18 protein-coding genes are annotated in these 20,007 nt (G+C 73.7%); 12 read left to right on the forward strand and 6 right to left on the reverse strand.

The window, feature by feature from the left end:
* Nucleotides 1-25 precede the first annotated feature (25 nt).
* Both ACI79S_RS16670 and ACI79S_RS16675 read right to left on the reverse strand, forming a co-directional pair.
* A complete protein-coding gene (locus tag ACI79S_RS16670; RefSeq protein WP_456594555.1) occupies nt 26-268 on the reverse strand; it encodes a hypothetical protein in 243 nt (80 codons plus the stop codon).
* Nucleotides 269-443: 175 nt separating this feature from the next.
* Nucleotides 444-2,234, reverse strand: a complete 1,791-nt coding sequence (locus ACI79S_RS16675; RefSeq protein WP_456594556.1) for an AMP-dependent synthetase/ligase — start codon at nt 2,232-2,234, stop codon at nt 444-446.
* Between the two features lie 128 nt (nt 2,235-2,362).
* Between ACI79S_RS16675 and ACI79S_RS16680 the strand changes: the two genes are divergently transcribed.
* The 5 genes from ACI79S_RS16680 (at nt 2,363) to ACI79S_RS16700 (ending at nt 8,333) form a co-directional block, all read left to right on the forward strand.
* A complete protein-coding gene (locus ACI79S_RS16680; RefSeq protein ID WP_456594557.1) occupies nt 2,363-3,505 on the forward strand; it encodes an acyl-CoA dehydrogenase family protein in 1,143 nt (380 codons plus the stop codon).
* Between the two features lie 33 nt (nt 3,506-3,538).
* On the forward strand, nt 3,539-4,753 hold the full coding sequence (locus tag ACI79S_RS16685) for an acetyl-CoA C-acetyltransferase (protein ID WP_456594558.1): 1,215 nt from the start codon (nt 3,539-3,541) through the stop codon (nt 4,751-4,753).
* Between the two features lie 11 nt (nt 4,754-4,764).
* Complete coding sequence (locus ACI79S_RS16690; RefSeq protein ID WP_456594559.1) at nt 4,765-6,927, forward strand: 3-hydroxyacyl-CoA dehydrogenase NAD-binding domain-containing protein; 2,163 nt, start codon at nt 4,765-4,767, stop codon at nt 6,925-6,927.
* Between the two features lie 100 nt (nt 6,928-7,027).
* Nucleotides 7,028-7,660 (forward strand): TetR/AcrR family transcriptional regulator, encoded by a 633-nt coding sequence (locus ACI79S_RS16695; RefSeq protein ID WP_456594560.1) that lies wholly within the window; start codon nt 7,028-7,030, stop codon nt 7,658-7,660.
* Nucleotides 7,661-7,697: 37 nt separating this feature from the next.
* Nucleotides 7,698-8,333 carry a trimeric intracellular cation channel family protein gene (locus tag ACI79S_RS16700; protein WP_456594561.1) on the forward strand — a complete coding sequence of 212 codons (636 nt, stop codon included), beginning with the start codon at nt 7,698-7,700 and terminating at the stop codon, nt 8,331-8,333.
* 12 nt (nt 8,334-8,345) lie between these two features.
* On the opposite strand, the gene ACI79S_RS16705 is transcribed toward ACI79S_RS16700, so the two are convergent.
* Nucleotides 8,346-9,485 carry an acyl-CoA dehydrogenase family protein gene (locus ACI79S_RS16705; protein ID WP_456594562.1) on the reverse strand — a complete coding sequence of 380 codons (1,140 nt, stop codon included), beginning with the start codon at nt 9,483-9,485 and terminating at the stop codon, nt 8,346-8,348.
* A 103-nt stretch (nt 9,486-9,588) separates the two neighbouring features.
* On the opposite strand from ACI79S_RS16705, the gene ACI79S_RS16710 reads away from it, so the two are divergent.
* The 6 genes from ACI79S_RS16710 (at nt 9,589) to ACI79S_RS16735 (ending at nt 17,194) form a co-directional block, all read left to right on the forward strand.
* A complete protein-coding gene (locus tag ACI79S_RS16710) occupies nt 9,589-10,200 on the forward strand; it encodes a TetR/AcrR family transcriptional regulator (RefSeq protein ID WP_456594563.1) in 612 nt (203 codons plus the stop codon).
* 17 nt (nt 10,201-10,217) lie between these two features.
* Nucleotides 10,218-11,768, forward strand: coding sequence for a hypothetical protein (locus ACI79S_RS16715; protein WP_456594564.1), 1,551 nt, complete (start codon nt 10,218-10,220; stop codon nt 11,766-11,768).
* The gene (locus ACI79S_RS16720) at nt 11,765-12,559 is read left to right on the forward strand and encodes an enoyl-CoA hydratase-related protein (protein ID WP_456594565.1); all 795 of its coding nucleotides are present in this window, start codon (nt 11,765-11,767) and stop codon (nt 12,557-12,559) included. The genes ACI79S_RS16715 and ACI79S_RS16720 overlap by 4 nt, the downstream gene beginning before the upstream one ends.
* Nucleotides 12,560-12,578: 19 nt before the next feature.
* Nucleotides 12,579-14,066 carry a flavin-containing monooxygenase gene (locus ACI79S_RS16725; protein WP_456594566.1) on the forward strand — a complete coding sequence of 496 codons (1,488 nt, stop codon included), beginning with the start codon at nt 12,579-12,581 and terminating at the stop codon, nt 14,064-14,066.
* Nucleotides 14,050-15,789, forward strand: a complete 1,740-nt coding sequence (locus tag ACI79S_RS16730) for an FAD-dependent oxidoreductase (protein WP_456594567.1) — start codon at nt 14,050-14,052, stop codon at nt 15,787-15,789. Before ACI79S_RS16725 ends, ACI79S_RS16730 begins: the two co-directional genes overlap by 17 nt.
* Before the next feature lie 97 nt (nt 15,790-15,886).
* Nucleotides 15,887-17,194, forward strand: a complete 1,308-nt coding sequence (locus ACI79S_RS16735) for a methyl-accepting chemotaxis protein (protein ID WP_456594568.1) — start codon at nt 15,887-15,889, stop codon at nt 17,192-17,194.
* Between the two features lie 11 nt (nt 17,195-17,205).
* Here the strand turns inward: ACI79S_RS16735 and ACI79S_RS16740 are convergent, their stop codons facing one another.
* Nucleotides 17,206-17,526 (reverse strand): DUF2795 domain-containing protein, encoded by a 321-nt coding sequence (locus tag ACI79S_RS16740; RefSeq protein ID WP_456594569.1) that lies wholly within the window; start codon nt 17,524-17,526, stop codon nt 17,206-17,208.
* 227 nt (nt 17,527-17,753) lie between these two features.
* On the opposite strand from ACI79S_RS16740, the gene ACI79S_RS16745 reads away from it, so the two are divergent.
* The gene (locus ACI79S_RS16745) at nt 17,754-17,993 is read left to right on the forward strand and encodes a hypothetical protein (RefSeq protein WP_456594570.1); all 240 of its coding nucleotides are present in this window, start codon (nt 17,754-17,756) and stop codon (nt 17,991-17,993) included.
* A gap of 43 nt (nt 17,994-18,036) precedes the next feature.
* Here ACI79S_RS16745 and ACI79S_RS16750 read toward each other — a convergent pair whose 3' ends face one another.
* Together ACI79S_RS16750 and ACI79S_RS16755 are read right to left on the reverse strand one after the other, a co-directional pair.
* On the reverse strand, nt 18,037-19,545 hold the full coding sequence (locus ACI79S_RS16750) for an alanine/glycine:cation symporter family protein (RefSeq protein WP_456594571.1): 1,509 nt from the start codon (nt 19,543-19,545) through the stop codon (nt 18,037-18,039).
* On the reverse strand, nt 19,545-19,982 hold the full coding sequence (locus ACI79S_RS16755) for a universal stress protein (RefSeq protein ID WP_456594572.1): 438 nt from the start codon (nt 19,980-19,982) through the stop codon (nt 19,545-19,547). Before ACI79S_RS16755 ends, ACI79S_RS16750 begins: the two co-directional genes overlap by 1 nt.
* Between the last annotated feature and the right edge of the window lie 25 nt (nt 19,983-20,007).

The raw sequence follows: 20,007 nt of genomic DNA on the forward strand, positions 1-20,007 counted from the left end.
TCGTGGCGGGACCCTGCAGGGGGCCTCAGAGGGCGGCGAGGGCGGCGCAGTTCGGGCAGAGCTGCGCCTCGTCGTAGCCCTCCGGCGGCCAGGGCAGCTGCTCGTCGATGGAGACGTAGGCGCCGCACAGCGCCTTGCGGCTCTGCCCGTTCACCCGGCCGATCGTCGCGTGCGCCGGACCGATCTGCCGGGGGGTGAGCCCCTCGGCGCCGAAGGAGCCGACCATGACGACCGCGTGTGCCGTGCCGTACGCGTAGACGCTCGTCATGCGCCCAGAGTCCGAGCCCGCCGCCGGTTGCGCCACCACCTCCGGGCACGTGTCGGCCGCACCCGTCACACCGGTCCCACCCGTTCCGAATCGGCCGGGCGGGCGGCCTTGGCGGGCCTCCGGACGCCCGCGTGCCCCCGGTCCGCGGGGACCGGGGGCACGTGGGCAGGCCGGCTCAGGAGGCGTAGATCTTCTCCACCTCCGCGGCGAACTCCTTCATGACCACCGAGCGCTTGAGCTTCAGCGAGGGCGTCAACTGACCGCCCTCCACGGTCCACTCGACCGGCAGGACCGCGAAGGACCTGATCGACTCGGCCCTCGACACCTGCTTGTTCGCCGCGTCCACGGCCGCCTGGATCTCGGCCATGACCTCCGGGTCGTCGACCAGCTCGGCCAGCGGCGTGCCGGTGGGGCGTCCCTTCGACTCCAGCCACCCGGGCAGCGCCTCGGCGTCCAGGGTGATCAGGCAGCCGATGAACGGCCGGTTGTCGCCGACCACGATGCACTGGCTGACCAGCGGGTGGGCGCGGATCTTGTCCTCGAGCACGGCGGGCGAGACGTTCTTCCCTCCGGAGGTCACGATCAGCTCCTTGATCCGGCCGGTGATCGTCACGTAGCCCTCGTCGTCGATCACGCCGACGTCGCCGGTGGCGAACCAGCCGTCGCGCATCGACTCGGCGGTGGCCTCCGGGTTGTGCCAGTAGCCGCGGAACACCTGCGGTCCGCGGACGAGGATCTCGCCGAGGTCGTCGATGCGCACCGCCGAACCCGGGGCGGGCCGGCCGACGGTGCCGACCTTGAGGGCATCGGGTCCGCTGACCGTGGCCGGCCCGGTGGTCTCGGTGAGCCCGTACCCCTCGAGGATGGTGACGCCGATGCCGCGGAAGAAGTGGCCGAGGCGCTCGCCCAGCGGCGCGCCGCCGGAGAGGGCGTACTCCACCTGGCCGCCCATCGCCGCCCGCAGCTTGCCGTAGACGAGCCGGTCGAACAGCGCGTGCTGCAGCTTCACCCCGAGCGCGGGACCGCCGGCGTCCTGCCCCTTCGACCAGGCGACGGCGACCCGCTCGGCCCGGTCGAAGATCGCGCCCTTGCCGCCGGCGTGCGCCTTCTGCCGGGCGCCGTTGTAGACCTTCTCGAAGACGCGGGGGACGGCGACGAGGAAGGTCGGCCGGAAGCTGCCCAGGTCGGCCAGCAGCGAGGCGAGGTCGGGGGTGTGCCCGAGGCGCGCGCCGTTCTGGATGCAGCTGACCTCGATGATCCGCGCGAAGACGTGCGCCAGCGGCAGGAAGAGCAGCGAGCTCGCGTCCTCGGCGCGCATCGCCGGGATCACCGCGGGGGCGAGCTCCGCGACGTAGAGCAGGTTGCCGTGGGTGAGCTCGCAGCCCTTGGGCCGCCCGGTGGTCCCCGACGTGTAGATGATCGTGGCGAGCGTGTCGGTGGTGAGCGTGGCGCGGCGCGCGGCCAGTTCCTCCTCCGGCACCTCACCGGCGCGGGCGGCGACGGCGGCCAGGTCGCCGGCGTCGACGGTCCACACCTCACGCAGGTCGGGCAGGTCGGCCCGCACCGACTCCACCAGGGCCCGGTGCGCGACGGTCTCGACGACGACGGCGACCGCCCCGGAGTCCGACAGGATCCACTGGGCCTGCTCGGCCGAGGAGGTCTCGTAGATCGGGACGCCGACCCCGCCGGCGGTCCAGACGGCGTAGTCGGCCAGCGTCCACTCGTAGCTGGTCCGGCCGAGGATGCCGACCCGGTCGCCCGGTCCGACGCCGGCCGCGATCATCCCGCGGGCCAGCGCTGCGACCTGCTCGGCGAACTCGCGGCTGGTGACCGGCACCCAGGTGCCGCCGACGTTGCGGCTGAGGGCGACGCGGTCGGGGTTCTCGCGGGCGTGGGTGGTCACCGCGTCGGGCAGTGCGGCGGTGGCCGGGATGTCGAAGGTGGTGGGGCTGGAGTACTCCTGCACGGGTGGGCTCCTCGGGATGACGACACGACACTGTGACGTGGCTCGCGAACATACAGAACGAGTGGTCTGTATGTTCAGGTTTCCGGCGCGGTGACCGCCGGAGATCGGCGAACTTCCCGGAGGTCGGTGTGCAGTCAGCGCTCTACGAGGCCGAGCACGAGTCGTTCCGCGCGATGCTGCGCGACTTCCTCGCCAAGGAGGTCACCCCGCACCACGACGAGTGGGAGGAGGCCGGCGTCGTCGACCGCTCGGTCTGGCTGCGGGCCGGCGAGCAGGGCCTGCTGGGCATGGACGTGCCCGAGGAGTTCGGCGGAGGCGGGGTCAAGGACTTCCGCTACAACGCGATCCTCTCCGCCGAGGTCAGCCGGGCCGGGGCCAGCGGCCTCGGCTTCACGCTGCAGAACGACGTCGTCGCGCCGTACCTGATCGGGCTCACCACCGACGAGCAGAAGCGGCGCTGGCTGCCCGGGCTCGTCAGCGGCGAGATCATCACCGCGATCGCCATGACCGAGCCGGGCGCGGGGTCGGACCTGCAGGGCCTGCGCACCACGGCCCGCCGGGACGGCGAGGAGTGGGTGCTCAACGGGTCGAAGACCTTCATCACCAACGGCATCAACGCCGACCTGGTCATCGTCGTCGCCCGCACCGATCCCGACGCCGGCGCCCGTGGCTTCTCGCTGCTCGTGGTCGAGCGGGGCATGCCGGGCTTCGAGCGCGGCCGGAACCTGGACAAGATCGGGCTCAAGGCGCAGGACACCGCCGAACTGTTCTTCGAGGACGTGCGCGTGCCGGCGGCCAACCTGCTCGGCACCGAGGGGCACGGCTTCTTCCACCTCATGGAGAACCTGCCGCAGGAGCGCCTCTCCATCGCCGCGGGCGCCGTCGCCTCGGCCCGCATCGTGCTCGACCTGACGGTCCAGTACTGCAAGGACCGGACGGCGTTCGGCAAGCCGATCGGTTCCTTCCAGAACACCCGCTTCGAGCTCGCCGAGATGCACACCGAGGTGTCGATCGCCGAGACCTACCTCGAGAAGGCGATCCTCGAGCACAACGCCGGTCGGTTCACCGTCGAGGACGCGGCGATGGCCAAGTGGTGGACGACGGAGCTGCAGAAGCGCGTCGTCGACCGCTGCCTGCAGCTGCACGGCGGCTACGGCTACATGCTCGAGTACCCGGTGGCCAAGGCCTTCCTCGACTCGCGCATCCAGACGATCTACGGCGGGACGACCGAGATCATGAAGGAGATCGTCGGCCGCTCCCTCGGCGTCTGAACCACATCCCCGCACGCACCCGAGAGGACGAGCATGAGCACCGAGGCGTTCATCTACGACGCCGTGCGCACCCCGCGCGGCAAGGGCAAGAAGACCGGTGGGCTGCACTCGGTCAAGCCGATCAGCCTGACCACCGGCCTGGTCGACGCCGTCCGCGAGCGCAACCCGCAGCTGGACCCGGCGCTGGTGGACGACATCGTGCTGGGGGTCGTCTCGCCGGTGGGGGAGCAGGGGGCGGTGATCGCCCGCACCGCCGCGCTGGCGGCGGGCCTGCCGGACACGGTGGCCGGCGTGCAGATCAACCGGTTCTGCGCCAGCGGCCTGGAGGCGGTCAACCTGGCCGCCCAGAAGGTCCGGTCCGGCTTCGAGGACCTGGTGTTCGCCGGCGGCGTCGAGTCGATGTCCCGGGTGCCGATGGGTTCCGACGGCGGCGCCTGGCCGATGGACCCCGAGACCGCGGCGCGCACCGGCTTCGTGCCGCAGGGCATCGGCGCGGACCTGATCGCCACCCTGGCCGGCTGGAGTCGGGAGGACGTCGACGCCTACGCCGCCGAGTCCCACGCCCGCGCGGCCAAGGCGTGGTCCAACGGGTACTTCGACCGCTCGGTGGTCCCGGTGACGGACCGGAACGGCACCGTCGTCCTCGACGCCGACGAGCTCGTCCGCCCCGGGACGACGGTGGAGTCGCTGGCCTCGCTGCCCTCGGCGTTCGCCGGCATCGGCGACATGGGCGGGTTCGACGCGGTGGCGGTGCAGAAGTACCACTGGGTCGAGCGGATCGACCACGTGCACACCGCCGGCAACTCCAGCGGCATCGTCGACGGCGCCGCGCTGGTCGTCGTCGGCACGGAGGAGGCCGGCAGCCGCCACGGGCTGACCCCGCGGGCGCGCATCGTGAGCACCGCCGTCTCCGGGGCCGACCCGGTGATCATGCTGACCGGCCCGGCGCCGGCCACGCACAAGGCGCTGGCGAAGGCCGGCCTGACCGTCGACGACATCGACCTGGTGGAGATGAACGAGGCGTTCGCCGCCGTCGTGCTGCGGTTCATGGCCGACACCGGCTTCGCCCACGAGCAGGTCAACGTCAACGGCGGCGCCATCTCGATGGGGCACCCGCTGGGCGCCACCGGCGCGATGATCCTGGGCTCGCTCGTCGACGAGCTCGAGCGGCGCGACCTGCGCTACGGCCTGGCCACCCTGTGCGTCGGCGGCGGGATGGGCATCGCCACCGTCGTCGAGCGAGTCTGAGGAGATCTTCCGTGAGTGACAGCACCATCCGCTGGGAGGCCGACGCCGACGGCGTCGTCGTCCTCACCCTCGACGACCCCGCGTCGTCGGCGAACACCATGAACGACGCGTACGTGCGGTCGATGGGCGAGACGATCGACCGGCTCGAGCGCGAGAAGAGCTCGATCCGCGGGGTCGTCCTGACCAGCGCGAAGAAGACCTTCTTCGCCGGCGGAAACCTCGGCAGCCTGATCCAGGCGACGCCGGAGACCCGCGATCAGGTCCTCGCGCAGGTGACGCTGGTCAAGAGCCAGCTGCGCCGGCTGGAGACCCTGGGCATCCCGGTCGCCGCCGCGATCAACGGGGCTGCGCTCGGCGGCGGCCTGGAGATCGCGCTGGCCTGCCACCACCGCGTCGTCCTCGACGACCCGCGGGTCAAGCTGGGCTTCCCGGAGGTGACCCTCGGCCTGCTCCCCGGTGGGGGCGGGATCGTCCGCTCGGTCCGCCTCCTCGGCCTGACGACGGCGCTGCTCGAACTGCTGCTGCAGGGCCAGCAGGTGCGGCCGGACAAGGCCGTGAAGCTGGGGCTGGTGCACGAGCTGGCGGGCCCCGACGAGCTCCTGGCCAAGGCCCGCGCCTGGGTGCTCGCGAACGAGGGCGCCGCGCAGCCGTGGGACACGAAGGGCTACAAGGTCCCGGGCGGCACCCCGTCGTCGCCGTCGCTGGCCAGCACGCTGCCCGCGTTCCCGGCGAACCTGACCAAGCAGCTCAAGGGCGCGCCGTACCCGGCTCCCTACGCGATCCTCTCGGCCGCGGTGGAGAGCCTGCAGGTCGACGTCGACACCGCGTTCACCGTCGAGGGGCGCTACTTCGTCGACCTCGTCGTCGGGCAGGTCTCGACCAACATGATCCAGGCGCTGTGGTTCGACCTGAACCGGATCAACGGCGGCGGGTCGCGGCCGGCGGTCGAGGAACGGTTCACCGCCGCCAAGGTCGGCGTGCTGGGTGCCGGGATGATGGGCGCCGGCATCGCGCACGCGTTCGCCAAGGCCGGCGTCGACGTCGTCCTCAAGGACGTGAGCACCGAGGCTGCCGAGAAGGGCAAGGGGCACGTCGCCGGGCTGGTCGCCAAGCAGGTGTCGCGCGGGCGCATGAGCCAGGAGCAGGCCGACGCCTTCCTCGCCCGCATCACCGCCACCGGCGAGGCCGCGGACCTCGCCGGCTGCGACGTGGTCGTCGAGGCGGTCTTCGAGGACACCGCGCTCAAGCACCGGGTGCTGAGCGAGGCGGAGGCGAACGCCGCGCCGGGTGCGCTGCTGGCCTCCAACACCTCGACCCTGCCGATCACCAGCCTGGCCGAGGGCGTGCAGCGGCAGGCCGACGTCGTGGGCATGCACTTCTTCTCGCCGGTGGACAAGATGCCGCTGGTCGAGCTGATCGTGGGGGAGAAGACGTCCGACGTCGCGCTCGCCCGCGCCTACGACGCCGTGCGGCAGATCGGCAAGACGCCGATCGTCGTCTCCGACAGCCGGGGCTTCTTCACCAGCCGGGTCTTCGGCACGCTGGTCATGGAGGGCGCCGCCCTGCTGGCCGAGGGGCTGGCGCCGATGAGCGTGGAGCGTGCCGCGCTGCAGGCCGGCTTCCCGGCCGGACCGCTGACCCTGCTCGACGAGGTCACCCTCACGCTGCCGCTGAAGATCCGCGACGAGGCGGCGAAGGCGGGGGCGTCCGACGACCACCCGGGGGTGGCGGTGCTGCGCACGATGGTCGAGCACGGCCGGACCGGGAAGTCCTCGGGGCAGGGCTTCTTCGACTGGCAGCCCGAGAAGCGGGTGTGGCCGGGGCTGGCCGAGCTGTTCCCGGCCCGCGACCCGCAGGACCCGGCCGCGGTGCCCTTCGCCGACGCCCAGGAGCGGCTGCTGTTCGCCATGGCGGTGGAGACGGCGCGCTGCCTCGAGGAGCAGGTGCTGCGCACCGTCGAGGACGCCAACATCGGCTCGATCATGGGCATCGGTTTCCCCCCGCTGTACGGCGGCGTGCTGCAGTACGTCGACCAGTACGCGGGCGGGGTGGCCGGCTTCGTGGCCCGCGCCGACGAGCTGGCCGACGCCTACGGCGAGCGGTTCCGGCCGCCGGCGATCCTGCTGGAGCGGGCGGTGCCGGCCGGCAGCCTGCGGGCCGCCGCGGCGGTCTGAGCACGACGACGGGGGAGCGGGGCGCCGCCGGTGCGCGGCGCCCCGCTCCCGCCGTCCTTCCGACGAGGCAGCGCATGGCGCAGGGGAGCGAGGAGCCGAGGTGACCGCAGCCCCGACGGTGCGCCGCACGCAGGCCGAACGGCGGGCCAGCACCCGCGAGGCGCTGGTGCGCGCCACGGTGGGGGCGCTGGTCGAGCTCGGCTACGCGCGCACCACGACCCAGGAGGTGCAGCGCCGGGCCGGCGTCTCCCGCGGCGCGCTGACCCACCAGTTCACGACCAAGGCCGAGCTCGTGCTGGCCGCCGTCGACCACCTCTACGAGGAGTTCAGCGCCAGCGTCCGCCGGGCCGCGGCCGACCTGCCGGCGGACTCGGCAGCGCGCGTCCGGCGCGGCGTCGAGCTGATCTGGGAACGGTTCCACGGGGAGCTGTTCGTCGCGGCGATGGAGCTGTGGGGCGCGGCCCGGACCGATCCGGAGCTGCGCGCCGCGCTGCTCCCGCACGAGCGCCGGCTCGGGGCGCAGCTGCGGATGCTGGCGATGGAGGTGTTCGGGGAGCAGGTGGCGCGGCACCCTCAGGCCGAGGCGGTCTACCAGGTGCTGCTCACCTCGATGCGGGGCCAGGCGCTCACCTACGCCCTGCAACCCGACGCCCCACGCACCGGCCCGCACGTCGAGCACTGGCAGTCGATCGTGGAGGCCTTCACGTCCCAGGGGGACCGCCTGAGAAGCTGACGCCCTCGACGGGAGCTGCAGCGAGGGGCGGGGATCCATGGCCACGACGGCCCTGCTGGTGCTCGACCTGGTCGGCACCTTCGCCTTCGCCCTCAACGGCGCCCTCACCGCGCTGCGCACCACCCGGCTCGACATCGTCGGCGTGGTCACCCTCGGCATGATCACCGCGCTCGGGGGCGGCACCATCCGCGACGTCTTCCTCGACAGCCTGCCGCCGGCCACCTTCCTCGACTGGCGCTACCTCGCGGTGGCCGCCGGCGGGGGTCTGATCGCCTTCGTCGCGGGGCCCTACCTGGAGCGGCTCAACGGGGCGATCAACGTGCTCGACGCCGCCGGCCTCAGCCTCTTCGCGGTCACCGGCGCGCTGAAGGCGCTCGACCTCGGCTTCGGCCCCGCGCAGGCGGTGATCGTCGGCACGATCACCGGCGTCGGCGGCGGCACCCTCCGGGACGTGCTGATCCGGCAGGTCCCCTCGGTGCTCACCAGCGGGCTCTACGCCGTCCCCGCGCTGGTCGGGGCGACGGCCGTGGTGGTGGCGGAGCTGCTCGGCACCCGCGGCCCGGTCGCCTCGATCAGCGCCGCCGCGCTGTGCTTCACCATCCGGATGGTCGGGGTGCACTTCGACGTGCACGCACCGTTCCCCCCGGTGCGCGCACGTCGAAAGCACGAGTGACCTGCGCTCGCCTCAGGCGAGCAGCAGCTTGGCGACGATCTCGGTCATGATCTCGTTGGTCCCGCCGCCGATGCCCAGGATGCGGCTGTCCCGGTAGTGCCGCTCGACCTCCGACTCCCGCATGTACCCCAGCCCGCCGAACAGCTGGACGGCGTTGTCGACGACGAAGTCGCAGGCCTCCACCGCGGTGTTCTTCGCCATCGCCACCCGGGCGAAGACGTCCCTCCCCGCCTGCCAGTCGTCGATCACCGCGCGGGTGTAGCTGCGGGCCACGTCGGTGCGGCGGGCCATCTCGGCCACCCGGTGCTGCACCACCTGGCGGCGGGCCAGCGGCCGGCCGAAGGTCTCCCGCTGCCGCACCCAGTCGACGGTGAGGTCCAGGCAGCGCTGCGCGGTGGCGTAGGCCTGGACGGCGAGGCTCAGCCGCTCGGCGGCGAACTGGCCCATGATGGCGTAGAAGCCCTGGTTCTCCTCGCCGATCAGATTGGCCACCGGCACCCGCACGTCGGCGAACGACACCTCGGCGGTGTCGGAGCACAGCCAGCCCATCTTCTCCAGCGGGGCGCCGACGGTGAGGCCGGGCATCCCGCGCTCCAGCAGGAGCAGCGAGACGCCGCCGGCGCCGGCACCGCCGGTGCGCACCGCGACGGTGAAGAAGTCGGCGCGGGTGGCCGAGGTGATGTAGAGCTTCGCGCCGCTGACGACGTAGTCGTCGCCGTCGCGCACGGCCCGGGTGGTCAGCCCCGCGACGTCGGAGCCGCCCCCGGGCTCGGTGACCGCCAGCGAGACGATCTTCTCGCCGGCCAGCACGGGCCGGGCGACCCGGTCGACGAGCGCGGGGTTCCCCGCCTCGATCAGGTGCGGCAGCCCGATGCCATGGGTGAACAGCGCGGCGACGAGCCCGCTGGAGCCGCCGGCCTGGATGAGCTCCTCGGCGATCACCCACGTGTCGATCGGCGTCCCACCCTGGCCGCCGGCCGCCTCGGGGAAGCCGACCCCGAGCAGTCCCGCCCGCGCCGCCTTCCGGTGCAGCTCGCGGGGGAGCGCGCCGGCCCTCTCCCAGTCCGCGATGTGGGGGACCACCTCGGCCTCGGCGAACCTGCGGGCCGAGGCTCGCAGGGCCTGGCGTTCGTCGGTGTCCCAGCTGCTCACGGTGCTCCTCGGGTGGAAGAAGTGATCGCGACGACATCTTGATCTGCACCGTTCATCTTGTAAAGTGCCGTTCCAGATCAGGTCGGCTACCGGTGGAGGCGTCGTGGTGGAGCGGCTGTACGCCGGGATGAGCGCCGATCAGCGCTCCAGCCGGCGGTCCGAGCAGTTCCTCGCGGCCGGGCTCGCGGTCTTCGCCGAGCGCGGCTGGGCGGCGAGCACGGTGCAGGACGTCTGCCGCACCGCGGGGCTGAGCCCGCGCTACTTCTACGAGCTCTTCGGGAGCCGGGAGGACCTCTTCCGCGCCGTCACCGACCGCATCGACGAGGAGGTGCGGCGCACGGTGCGCGACGCCCTCGACAGGGAGGCGGGGAGCGCCCGCGCCCGGGCGCGGGCGGTGCTGCGCGCGCTCGCCGACTACTTCACCGCCGATCCGCGCGCCGTCCGCGTCGCCCTCATGGAGTCCCTGGCCACCGAGGAGTTCCGGGTCCGGCGCGGGGAGCTGCTCGGGTCCATGAGCGCGCTGGCCGCTCGGCTGATGCGCGCGCTGACCCCGACCGAGCCCGACGAGCGGCGGCTGGAGCTCAGCGCCGTCGCCCTCACCGGCGCGCTGGTGGAGCTGCTGATCGCCGGAGTCGGCGGGACGGTGCCCAGCCGCGACGTCGACGAGCTCATCGACCACCTCACCGACCTCTACACCGCCGCCGCGCGGCTGTGACCACGCCAGGAGTGCCCGTGCCCGACCCGTCCCGGATCCCCGTGCTCGCCGGCGTCGGCCAGCTGCGGGCCAATCGCGAGCGGACGCCCCACGGCGCCCGCGAGCCGCTCGCGCTGATGGTCGAGGCGCTGGAGCTGGCCGCTGCCGACGCCGGCGCACCCGGGTTGCTGGAGCGGGCCGACGCCGTGCACGCCATCCGTACCGCCAGCTGGGCCTACGCCGACCTCGCGGCCGCGGTCGCCGCGCGCATCGGGGCCACCCCGCGCACCGCGGCGGGCACGGCGCTGGGCGGGCACCTACCGGCCCGGCTGCTCGACTCCGCCGCGGCGGCGATCGCGGCCGGGGAGAGCGAGGTGGCGCTGATCGTCGGTGGCGAGGCGCAGGCGTCGGTCGGCGCGCTGGCCAAGGCCGGCGTCGACCCGGTCGCGGAGCTGGGGTGGAGCGCCGAGCCGGGCGGCCCGCCGCCGCTGGAGCTGGACGAGCTCGGCACGCCCGCGCAGCTGGCGGCGGGCCTCTTCCTGCCGGCGCGGGTCTACCCGCTGTACGAGAACCGGCTGCAGCCCGACCTGGGGCTCACCCCCCGGGAAGGCGCCGACTGGTCGGCCCGCCTGTACGCCGACTACACCGCCGTCGCCGCCGCGCACCCGGCCGCCTGGAACACCGATGTGCGCACGCCGGAGGAGATCGCCACCGTGGGCCCGGGCAACCGGATGGTCTGCGAGCCCTATCCGCTGTCGGTGAACGCGATGCCGCACGTCGACCAGGCGGCGGCCGTCGTCGTCACCTCCCTCGCGGCGGCGCGGGAGCACGGCGTGCCCGAGGAGGGGCTGGTGCACGTCTGGGGCGGCGCCGGGGCCGACGACCTGCCCGACCCCCTGGAGCGCACCGGCTTCGGCGGCTCCGCTGCGCTGGGCCGGGCGCTGGACACCTGCCTGCAGCGGGCCGGGCTCGGGATCGCGGAGGTCGACCTGCTCGACGTCTACAGCTGCTTCCCCGTGGTGCCCAAGCTCGCCGCCCTGCACCTGGGGCTCCCGCGCGACGCCGTCCTCAGCGTGGCCGGCGGGCACTCCGCCTTCGGCGGGCCGCTCAACACCTACTCGCTGCACGGGCTGGCCACCATGGCGCACCGGGTGCGCGGTACCGCCGATGCCGGCCTGGTGCACGCCAACGGCGGCTACCTCAGCTACCAGCACGCGATCGTGCTGGCCGGCCGCCCGCACCCCGGGGGATACGTCGGCGATCCCGACCCCGAGCGCGTCGAGCACCCCGGCGCGCCGCCCCTCGCCGACCCGACGCCGCTCGCCGCCGACGGCGCCGACGTCGTCATCGAGACCCTCACCGTCGAGCACGGCCGGTCCGGCGGACCGCAGCAGGCGTTCGTCGTCGGCCGGACGGCATCCGGCGCGCGGGTCGCCGTGCCCACCGCACCCGGCGACACGGGATCCGCCGAAGCGCTCTCCCTCGCCGCGCTCCCCGAGGGCGCGACCACCCACGTGGGCCGCACCGTGCGGCTCACCCTCGCCGACGGCCGGCCCGCCGTCACTGCCCGCACCGGAGCCGCCGCATGACCGACGACCAGCCCAGCGTCCTCACCGAGCGGCTCGGCCACGTGCTGGTCGTGACGCTCAACCGTCCGCACGCCCGCAACGCCGTCGACGCCGACCTCGCCGGCCGCGTCGCCGACGCCCTCGAGCAGGCCGACGCCGACCCGGGGGTGCGCTGCATCGTGCTGACCGGGGCGGGGGAGAAGGCGTTCTGCGCCGGCGCCGACCTCAAGGCCCTGGGCCGGGGCGAGATGCCGCTGGCCGCCGGGCGCGAGCACTACGGCTTCGCCGGCTTCGTGCGCCACCCGGTGAGCACCCCCGTCGTGGCGGCCGTCAACGGTGCGGCGCAGGGCGGCGGCACCGAGCTCGTGCTGGGCAGCGACGTGGCGGTCGCCGCCGACACGGCCACCTTCGGCCTCCCGGAGATCGCCCGCGGCATCTTCGCCGCCGCCGGAGGAGTCCTCCGCCTCCCCGAGCAGCTGCCGCGCAAGGTCGCGATGAAGCTGATCCTCACCGGTGAGGCGATGTCCGCCGAGGACGCGCTGCGCTGGGGCCTGGTGAACGACGTCGTCCCCGCGGCCGAGGTGCTGCCGGCCGCGCTGGCCCTGGCGGAGCGGATCGCGGCCAACGCGCCGCTGGCGGTGCAGGCCAGCAAGCGGCTGGCGCTCGGCATGGTCGACGGCGGCCTGCCGCACGAGGCCGCCGCCTGGGCGCGCAACGATGCCGAGATCGCCGCGATCGGGAGGAGCGCCGACGCGATGGAGGGCATCGTGGCGTTCCTCGAACGCCGCGAGCCGAACTGGACGGCGAGCTGATGCCCGGAACGTGCGCGCGGTGACCGGCGTCGCGATCATCGGGACCGGCTTCGGCGGGATCGCCGCGGCGGTGCGGCTGATGCAGGCCGGCGTCACCGACCTGGTGCTGTTCGAGAAGAGCACCGACGTCGGCGGGGTGTGGCGGGAGAACACCTACCCCGGGGCCGCCTGCGACGTCCCCTCCCACCTGTACTCCTTGTCCTTCGCGCCGAAGCCCGACTGGACGCGCCGGTTCGCCCCGCAGGCCGAGATCCACCAGTACCTGCGCGACGTCGCCCGCGACTGCGGGGTGCTGCCGCACATCCGCTTCGGCACCGAGGTGGTCGCCGCGGCCTTCGACGAGGGGAGCGCCCGGTGGCGGCTCACCCTGGCCGGGGGCGGGGCGCACGAGGCCGACGTGCTGATCACCGCGACCGGCCAGCTGAGCCGGCCCAGCCGCCCGGACGTGCCGGGTCTGGACCGGTTCGAGGGCACGGTCTTCCACTCCGCGCAGTGGGACCACGACCACGACCTCACCGGGGAGCGGGTCGCGGTGCTGGGCACCGGCGCGAGCGCCGTCCAGTTCGTGCCGGCGATCGCCCGGCGCACCGCCCACCTGGCGGTCTTCCAGCGCTCGGCGCCCTACGTGCTGCCCAAGCCCGACCGCGCCTACCGTGATCGGGCCAAGCGCGCGTTCGCCCGCGTGCCCGGGCTGCTCCGGCTCTCGCGCGAGGCCAACTACCTGGCCAACGAGCTGCGCTCGCTGGGCTTCAACACCGAGCCGCGGCTGCTGTTCGCGCACCGGGCGGCCTACCGGCGGCACCTGGCCCGCTCGGTCGCCGACCCGGAGCTGCGGCGGAAGCTGACGCCCACCGATCCCATGGGCTGCAAGCGCATCCTCATGTCCAACGACTGGTACGAGGCGCTGCAGCTGCCGCACGTCGAGGTGGTCACCGACCGGATCACCGAGGTCCGGCCGCACTCCGTCCGCACCGCCGATGGCGCCGAGCGCGAGGTGGACACGATCGTCCTGGGCACCGGCTTCGCGGCCACCGAGTTCCTGGCGCCGCTGCGCATCACCGGGCGGGGCGGTCGCGACCTGCACGAGCAGTGGGCCGACGGCGCGAGCGCCTACCTGGGCACCGTCGTCCCCGGCTTCCCGAACATGTTCGTGCTCTACGGCCCGAACACCAACCTGGGCCACAACTCGATCATCTTCATGCTCGAGGCGCAGGTGCGGTGGGTGGTCCAGGCCGTGCGGCACCTCCGGGAGGGGCGCGCCCGGTGGCTGGAGGTGCGTCAGGACGTCGCCGAGGCCTTCGACGCCTGGGTGCAGCGACGGGTGCGCGGCACCGTCTTCGCCGGCGGCTGCCGGAGCTGGTACCTGACCGAGAGCGGCCGGAACACCCAGAACTGGCCGGCCTCCACGCTCACCTTCCGGCGCCGGCTGCACCGGCTGCGACCGGAGGACTTCGAGCCCGCGCCGGTCGCCGTCCCCGTGGGAGGTGCCGGTGCGGAGCGAGGCTGAGCACGTCGACGTCGTCGTCGTCGGCAGCGGGTTCGGCGGCAGCACCGCGGCGCTGCGGCTGTCGGAGAAGGGGTACCGGGTCGCCGTCCTGGAGGCCGGGCGCCGGTTCGCCGACGACGAGCTGCCCCGCACCTCCTGGGACCTCCGCCGCTACCTGTGGGCGCCGCAGCTGGGGTGCTACGGCGTGCAGCGCATCCACCTGCTGCCCGACGTGCTGGTGATGGCCGCCGCCGGGGTCGGGGGCGGCTCGCTCAACTACGCGAACACCCTCTACCGGCCACCGGCTGCCTTCTTCCGCGACCCGCAGTGGGCGGGGATCACCGACTGGGAAGCCGAGCTCGACCCCTACTACGACCAGGCGAGCCGGATGCTCGGCGTCACCACCAACCCGACGACGACCCCGGCCGACGAGGTGTTCCGCGCGGTCGCCGAGGAGATGGGGGTGGGGGACACCGTCGTGCCCACCCCGGTCGGCGTCTTCTACGGCGAGCCCGGCGTCACCGTCGCCGACCCCTACTTCGGCGGGGTCGGTCCCGACCGCACCGGTTGCACCGAGTGCGGCTCGTGCATGACCGGCTGCCGGGTGGGCGGCAAGAACACGCTGGTGAAGAACTACCTGCACCTGGCCGAGCGGGCCGGTGCGGTGGTGCACCCGCTGACGACGGTGACCGCGGTGCGCCCGCGACCCGGGGGCGGCTGGGAGGTCGAGACGGTGCGCAGCGGCGCCTGGCGGGCGAGGCGGACGGTGCGCCGCTGGACCTGCGACCAGGTCGTGCTGGCTGCCGGCACCTACGGCACCCAGCGGCTGCTGCACGCCATGCGCGACCGCGGCGTGCTGCCGGGCCTCTCGCCGCGCCTGGGCCACCAGACGCGCACCAACTCCGAGGCGGTGCTCGCCGCGACGGGGCGCCGCGGCGGCCCGGTGGACTACAGCCGTGGGGTGGCGATCACCTCGTCGTTCCACCTCGACGAGCACACCCATCTGGAGCCGGTGCGCTACGGCCGGGGCAGCAACGCCATCGGCCTGCTGCAGACCGTGCTGGTCGACGGCGGCGGCAGGCTGCCGCGCTGGCTGAAGGCGCTCGGGGTGATCGCGCGGGACCCGGCGGCGTTCGTGCGGCTGCTGTCGGTCCGCGGCTGGTCGGAGCGGACCGTGATCGCGCTGGTGATGCAGAGCCGCGACAACAGCATCGTGGTCTCCGGGCGGCGGGCGCGGTGGGGCCGCCGGCTGACCAGCCGGCCGGGGCCGGGGGAGCCCAACCCGACGTGGATCCCCGGCGCGCACGAGGCGGTCCGGCGGATGGCGGCGCGGATCGGCGGCGACGCCGGCGGCGCGATGACCGAGCTCGTGAACATCCCCATGACGGCCCACTTCCTCGGCGGCTGCGCGATCGGCGCGACTGCGGACACCGGGGTGATCGACCCCTACCACCGGGTGCACGGCCACCCGGGGCTGTCGGTGGTGGACGGTGCCGCGGTGTCGGCCAACCTCGGCGTGAACCCTTCGCTGACGATCACCGCGCAGGCCGAGCGGGCCATGGCGCTGTGGCCGAACAAGGGCGGGCACGATCCGCGCCCCGCGGCGGGTGAGCCCTACCGCCCGGTGGCGCCGGTCGCGCCACGGTCGCCGCTCGTCCCGTCGGCGGCGCCGGGCGCGCTGCGGCTACCGCTCACCGTGGTGCGCCGCGGGCCGGGCGCCCCGGCGGGCGAGGAGCAGGTGTAGCAGCTACAAGTTGTGCTCCAATATTCTTGGGCAATCGCCGATGAGGACAGCGTGACGGCAATCGCCGATGAGGACAGCGTGACCTCCACCCTCCGCGGTGTCGACGACGCCACAGCGCACCGGCTTCTGGGCCTCCGTCCCGCAGGGCGCCCGCCTGGACGAGGAGGGCTTCCGCCGGCGGCACCGGATCGTCTCGGTCGTCCTCGCCCTGCACCCACCCGTGCTGGCCGGCATCGGCCTCGCCCGCGGCGTCGGCGGCTGGATGCTCTGGGGTCAGCTGGCCGTGCTCGTCGCCCTGCTGGTGGCCGCGCAGGTCCTGCGGGGCCGCGTCGCGCGGGCCAGCGCCGCGAGCCTGGGCCTGATGATCGGTGCCGACGTGCTGGTGCACGTCGGCGGTGGGCTCACCGACCTGCACATCTGGTTCTACGCGGTCCTGGCGCTCGTCGCCGTCTACCAGCTGTGGACGCCGTTCCTGCTGGCGGTGGCGTTCGTCGCCGTGCACCACGCCGTCATGAGCCTCGTCATGCCCGAGTCGGTGTTCTCCACCCACGAGGCGCAGCAGAACCCGATCGCGTTCGCCCTGCTGCACGCCGTCTTCCTGCTCGCCGAGGCGTACTTCCTGGCCTACAGCTGGAAGTTCTCCGAGGAGGCCGATCGCGCCCGCCGGGCGGAGGCGCGCCGGGCCGAGGCGCAGGCCGAGGCGCAGGCGCGGGCGCAGACCGAGCTCGCCACGGAGCGGGCGCGCGCTGCCGAGGAGGCCGCCACGGCGCTGGCCGACAGGGAGCGGCGCGCGGCAGCGCTGGAGCAGCAGCTCGCCGACCTGGTGAGCGCCGGGCAGCGGCTCGACGAGAACGTGGGCACCGCGACCGACGTCATGACGGCGCTGCGCTCGGCCATCGCCGAGATCGCGGCGGCGGCGAGCCACGCCACCACGACGGCCGCCCAGGCCAGCGACGGGTCGCGGGAGAGCGCCGAGACCGTCGAGCGGCTCGCCGGCACCATGGCCGAGATCGACCAGATCGCGGGCAGCATCTCGGCCATCGCCGACCAGACGAACCTGCTGGCCCTCAACGCGACCATCGAGTCGGCCCGCGCCGGGGAGGCGGGCAAGGGGTTCGCCGTCGTCGCGGGCGAGGTCAAGGACCTGGCCTCGGAGACGGCGAAGGCCACCGAGCGGATCCGGGGCGTCGTCGAGTCCGTCCGCGGTGACGTGGAGGCGGCCGGCGCCGCGCTCGGTCACGTGCAGCAGGTCATCCAGGGGGTCGTGGAGGCGCAGACCACGATCGCCGCGGCGGTCGAGGAGCAGAACGCCTCCACCGCCCAGGCGCAGGACGCCATCGCGGGGGCCTCCCGGGAGGCGACGAGGGTGGCCCAGGACCTGCGGCGCATCGTCAGCGGCATGTAGCCACCCGGCCGTCAGAGGGTGCGCCGCTGCTCCCCGGCGACGCGATCGTGCTGGACGTCGCGCAGCGGCTCGGCGATGCCCGGCGTGCTGTCCTCGCGGGCCTGCTCCGCCGCCCGGGCCGGATCACGCCCGGGTCCGGGCTCCAGCCGGAGCGATCGGACGACCTCGTCGCGGTTGCGGTACTCGACCGGCGGGACGGCACGCAAGGCGCGGAGCACCTCCGGCGGTGCGCCGGCTCGGTCCGCGGCGGTCACCAGCGTGTCCTTGTCCGCGGGGTAGTCGACGTCGGTCAGATGATCCAGCACCTGGTCGGCGGTGACGGCATCAGCCACGGTGGCCCCTTCCCTCGCGCTGCTCGACGGATCCCGGCGGCATCGTGCGGGCGGTTCCCGGATGGCCTCCGGTTCGCCGCCCTGCGTACCCCGTGGCTGCACTGGTACGCATGCCCGGCGCTCGCGTGGACGGCGCGCCGACGGGTAGGGGGACGCCGTGGCCGGCGGGCGACCTGTGCCGGCGGGTCACGTCCGACGATGTCCGTGCCGACCTCGAGGAGGAGCACATGCGCGTGGAGGACCTGTCCGGGGACGACGCAGCGGTGTACCGGGCCGTGGCCGAGCGGGAGGGGGCGGACGGCGCACCGCACCTGCAGGACCTGGCCCGGGAAACCGGGCTGGACCTCGAGCGGACCCGGGCCGCCGTCCAGCGGCTGCAGCAGGCAGACCCGAAGCTCGTGCACGAGGTGCCCGACACCAGCACCACCGATCTCGGCCCCACCTACGAGCTGGCTCCCCGGGCCTGACCGCCGGCGGCGCCGCAGCCGGCCCGTCGTCCCACGGGCCGGCTCAGCCGCGGTCGGCGACGGGCACGATCTCGCCGCTCGCCAGGCGGGCGCGGTAGCCGTGGAGCTCCCGTTTCACGACGCGGGCCATGATGTAGAGGCCGATGACGTTCGGCAGCGACATCAGGAAGATCATGCTGTCGGAGAAGCCGATCACGTTCTCGACGGCCGCGGACGCGCCCAGGACGACGAACAGGCAGAAGACGAGCTTCCAGACCCGGTCGACGACCATCGACTCACCGAACAGGTAGGTCGCGGCCTTCAGCCCGTAGTAGCTCCAGGCCAGCATGGTCGAGTAGGCGAAGAGGATCACCGCGACCGCGAGCACGATCGGGAACCAGCCGACCACCGACCCGAAGGCGGCCGACGTGGTCTGCACGCCGGCCGCGCTGGTCTCGTCGGCGTAGGTGCCGGTGATGACGATGGCGAGCGCGGTCATCGTGCAGATGACGACGGTGTCGATGAAGGGCTCGAGGACGGCGACGTGCCCCTCCGTCGCCGGCTCGTTCGTCTTGACCGCGGAGTGCGCGATGGCGGCCGAGCCGAGCCCCGCCTCGTTGCTGAAGGCCGCCCGCCGGAAGCCCTGGATGAGGACGCCGACGATGCCACCGAACCCGGCCTCGGGGCTGAACGCCTGCGACACGATCGCCCATATCGCCTCGGGGACCTCCGAGAGGTTGGCGAACAGCACGGTGAGGCAGGCGATGACGTAGAAGACGGCCATGAACGGCACGAGCTTGTCGGTGACCCGCGCGATGCTGCGGATGCCGCCGATGATGACCGCACCGACGAACAGGGCGAGCACCAGGCCGAAGAGCGCGCCCGCGGCGCCGCCGCCGAGCGGCCCGTCCGCCCCGCCGGTGACCGACTGCGCCTGGCTGAACGCCTGGTTCGCCTGGAACATGTTGCCGCCACCCACGGCGCCACCGAGCGTGAAGATGCAGAACAGGACGGCGAGCACCTTGCCGAACCGCCCCATGTTCCGGCCGCGTTCGGCCAGGCCCTTCGTCAGGTACCACATCGGGCCGCCCGAGACCCGGCCGTCGGCGTAGACGTTGCGGTACTTCACGCCGAGCGTGCATTCCACGCCCTTGGTGCACATGCCCACCAGCCCGGCGACGATCATCCACAGCGTGGCGCCCGGCCCGCCCAGCGAGATCGCCACCGCGACCCCGGCGATGTTGCCGAGGCCGACGGTGCCCGACACCGCCGTCGCCAGCGCCTGGAAGTGGGTGACCTCGCCGGCGTCCCGCGGGTCGTTGTAGTCGCCCCGTGCCAGCTGGATCGCGTGCTTGAAGGCCCGGAACTGGAAGCCGCGCAGGTAGATGGTGAAGAAGAAGCCGGCGATGACCAGCCACACGACGATCAGCGGCAGCTCCACGCCCTCGCCGAGGAAGTTCAGCGGGACGGCGTAGAAGACGACGGAGGCGATCGCGGTCGAGATCGGCTCGAAGAAGCCGTCGACCTGCTCGTCGAACGTGGCGGCCAGCAGGGAGTCGGACGACGAGGGCATCACGGGACCACCAGGACGGGGACGGGGGAGAGCTGGATCAGGCTGCTCGGCGTCGAGCCGAAGAGCAGGGTGCGCACCCGGCTCTGCCCGATGCGGCCGACGGTGACCCAGGCGGCGTCGTGCTCGAGCGCCAGGCGCACCAGCGTCTCGGCGGGGTGCCCGTGCCGGACGACCCCCTCGACCACGAGGTCCCCGGGGTCGGCGAGCCGCGCGACGACCGGGTCCAGCACGCGTTCGCGGGCGGCGGTGGCCTCCCGCTCCTTCTCCACGGAGCGGCGTTCGTTCTCCTCCGCGGTGGTGAAGGAGTAGGGCGACCAGGGGACGACGCAGGCGAGGACCAGGCGAAGCCCGTGGTGGCGGGCGGCGTCGGCGGCGGCGTCCGCGGCGCGGTCGCTCGACTCGCTCCCGTCGAGACCCACGACGATGGAATCGGGCACGGGCCCACCTCCGGCGGAGACGACG

It is taken from the genome of Blastococcus sp. SYSU DS1024 (genome assembly GCF_054050795.1).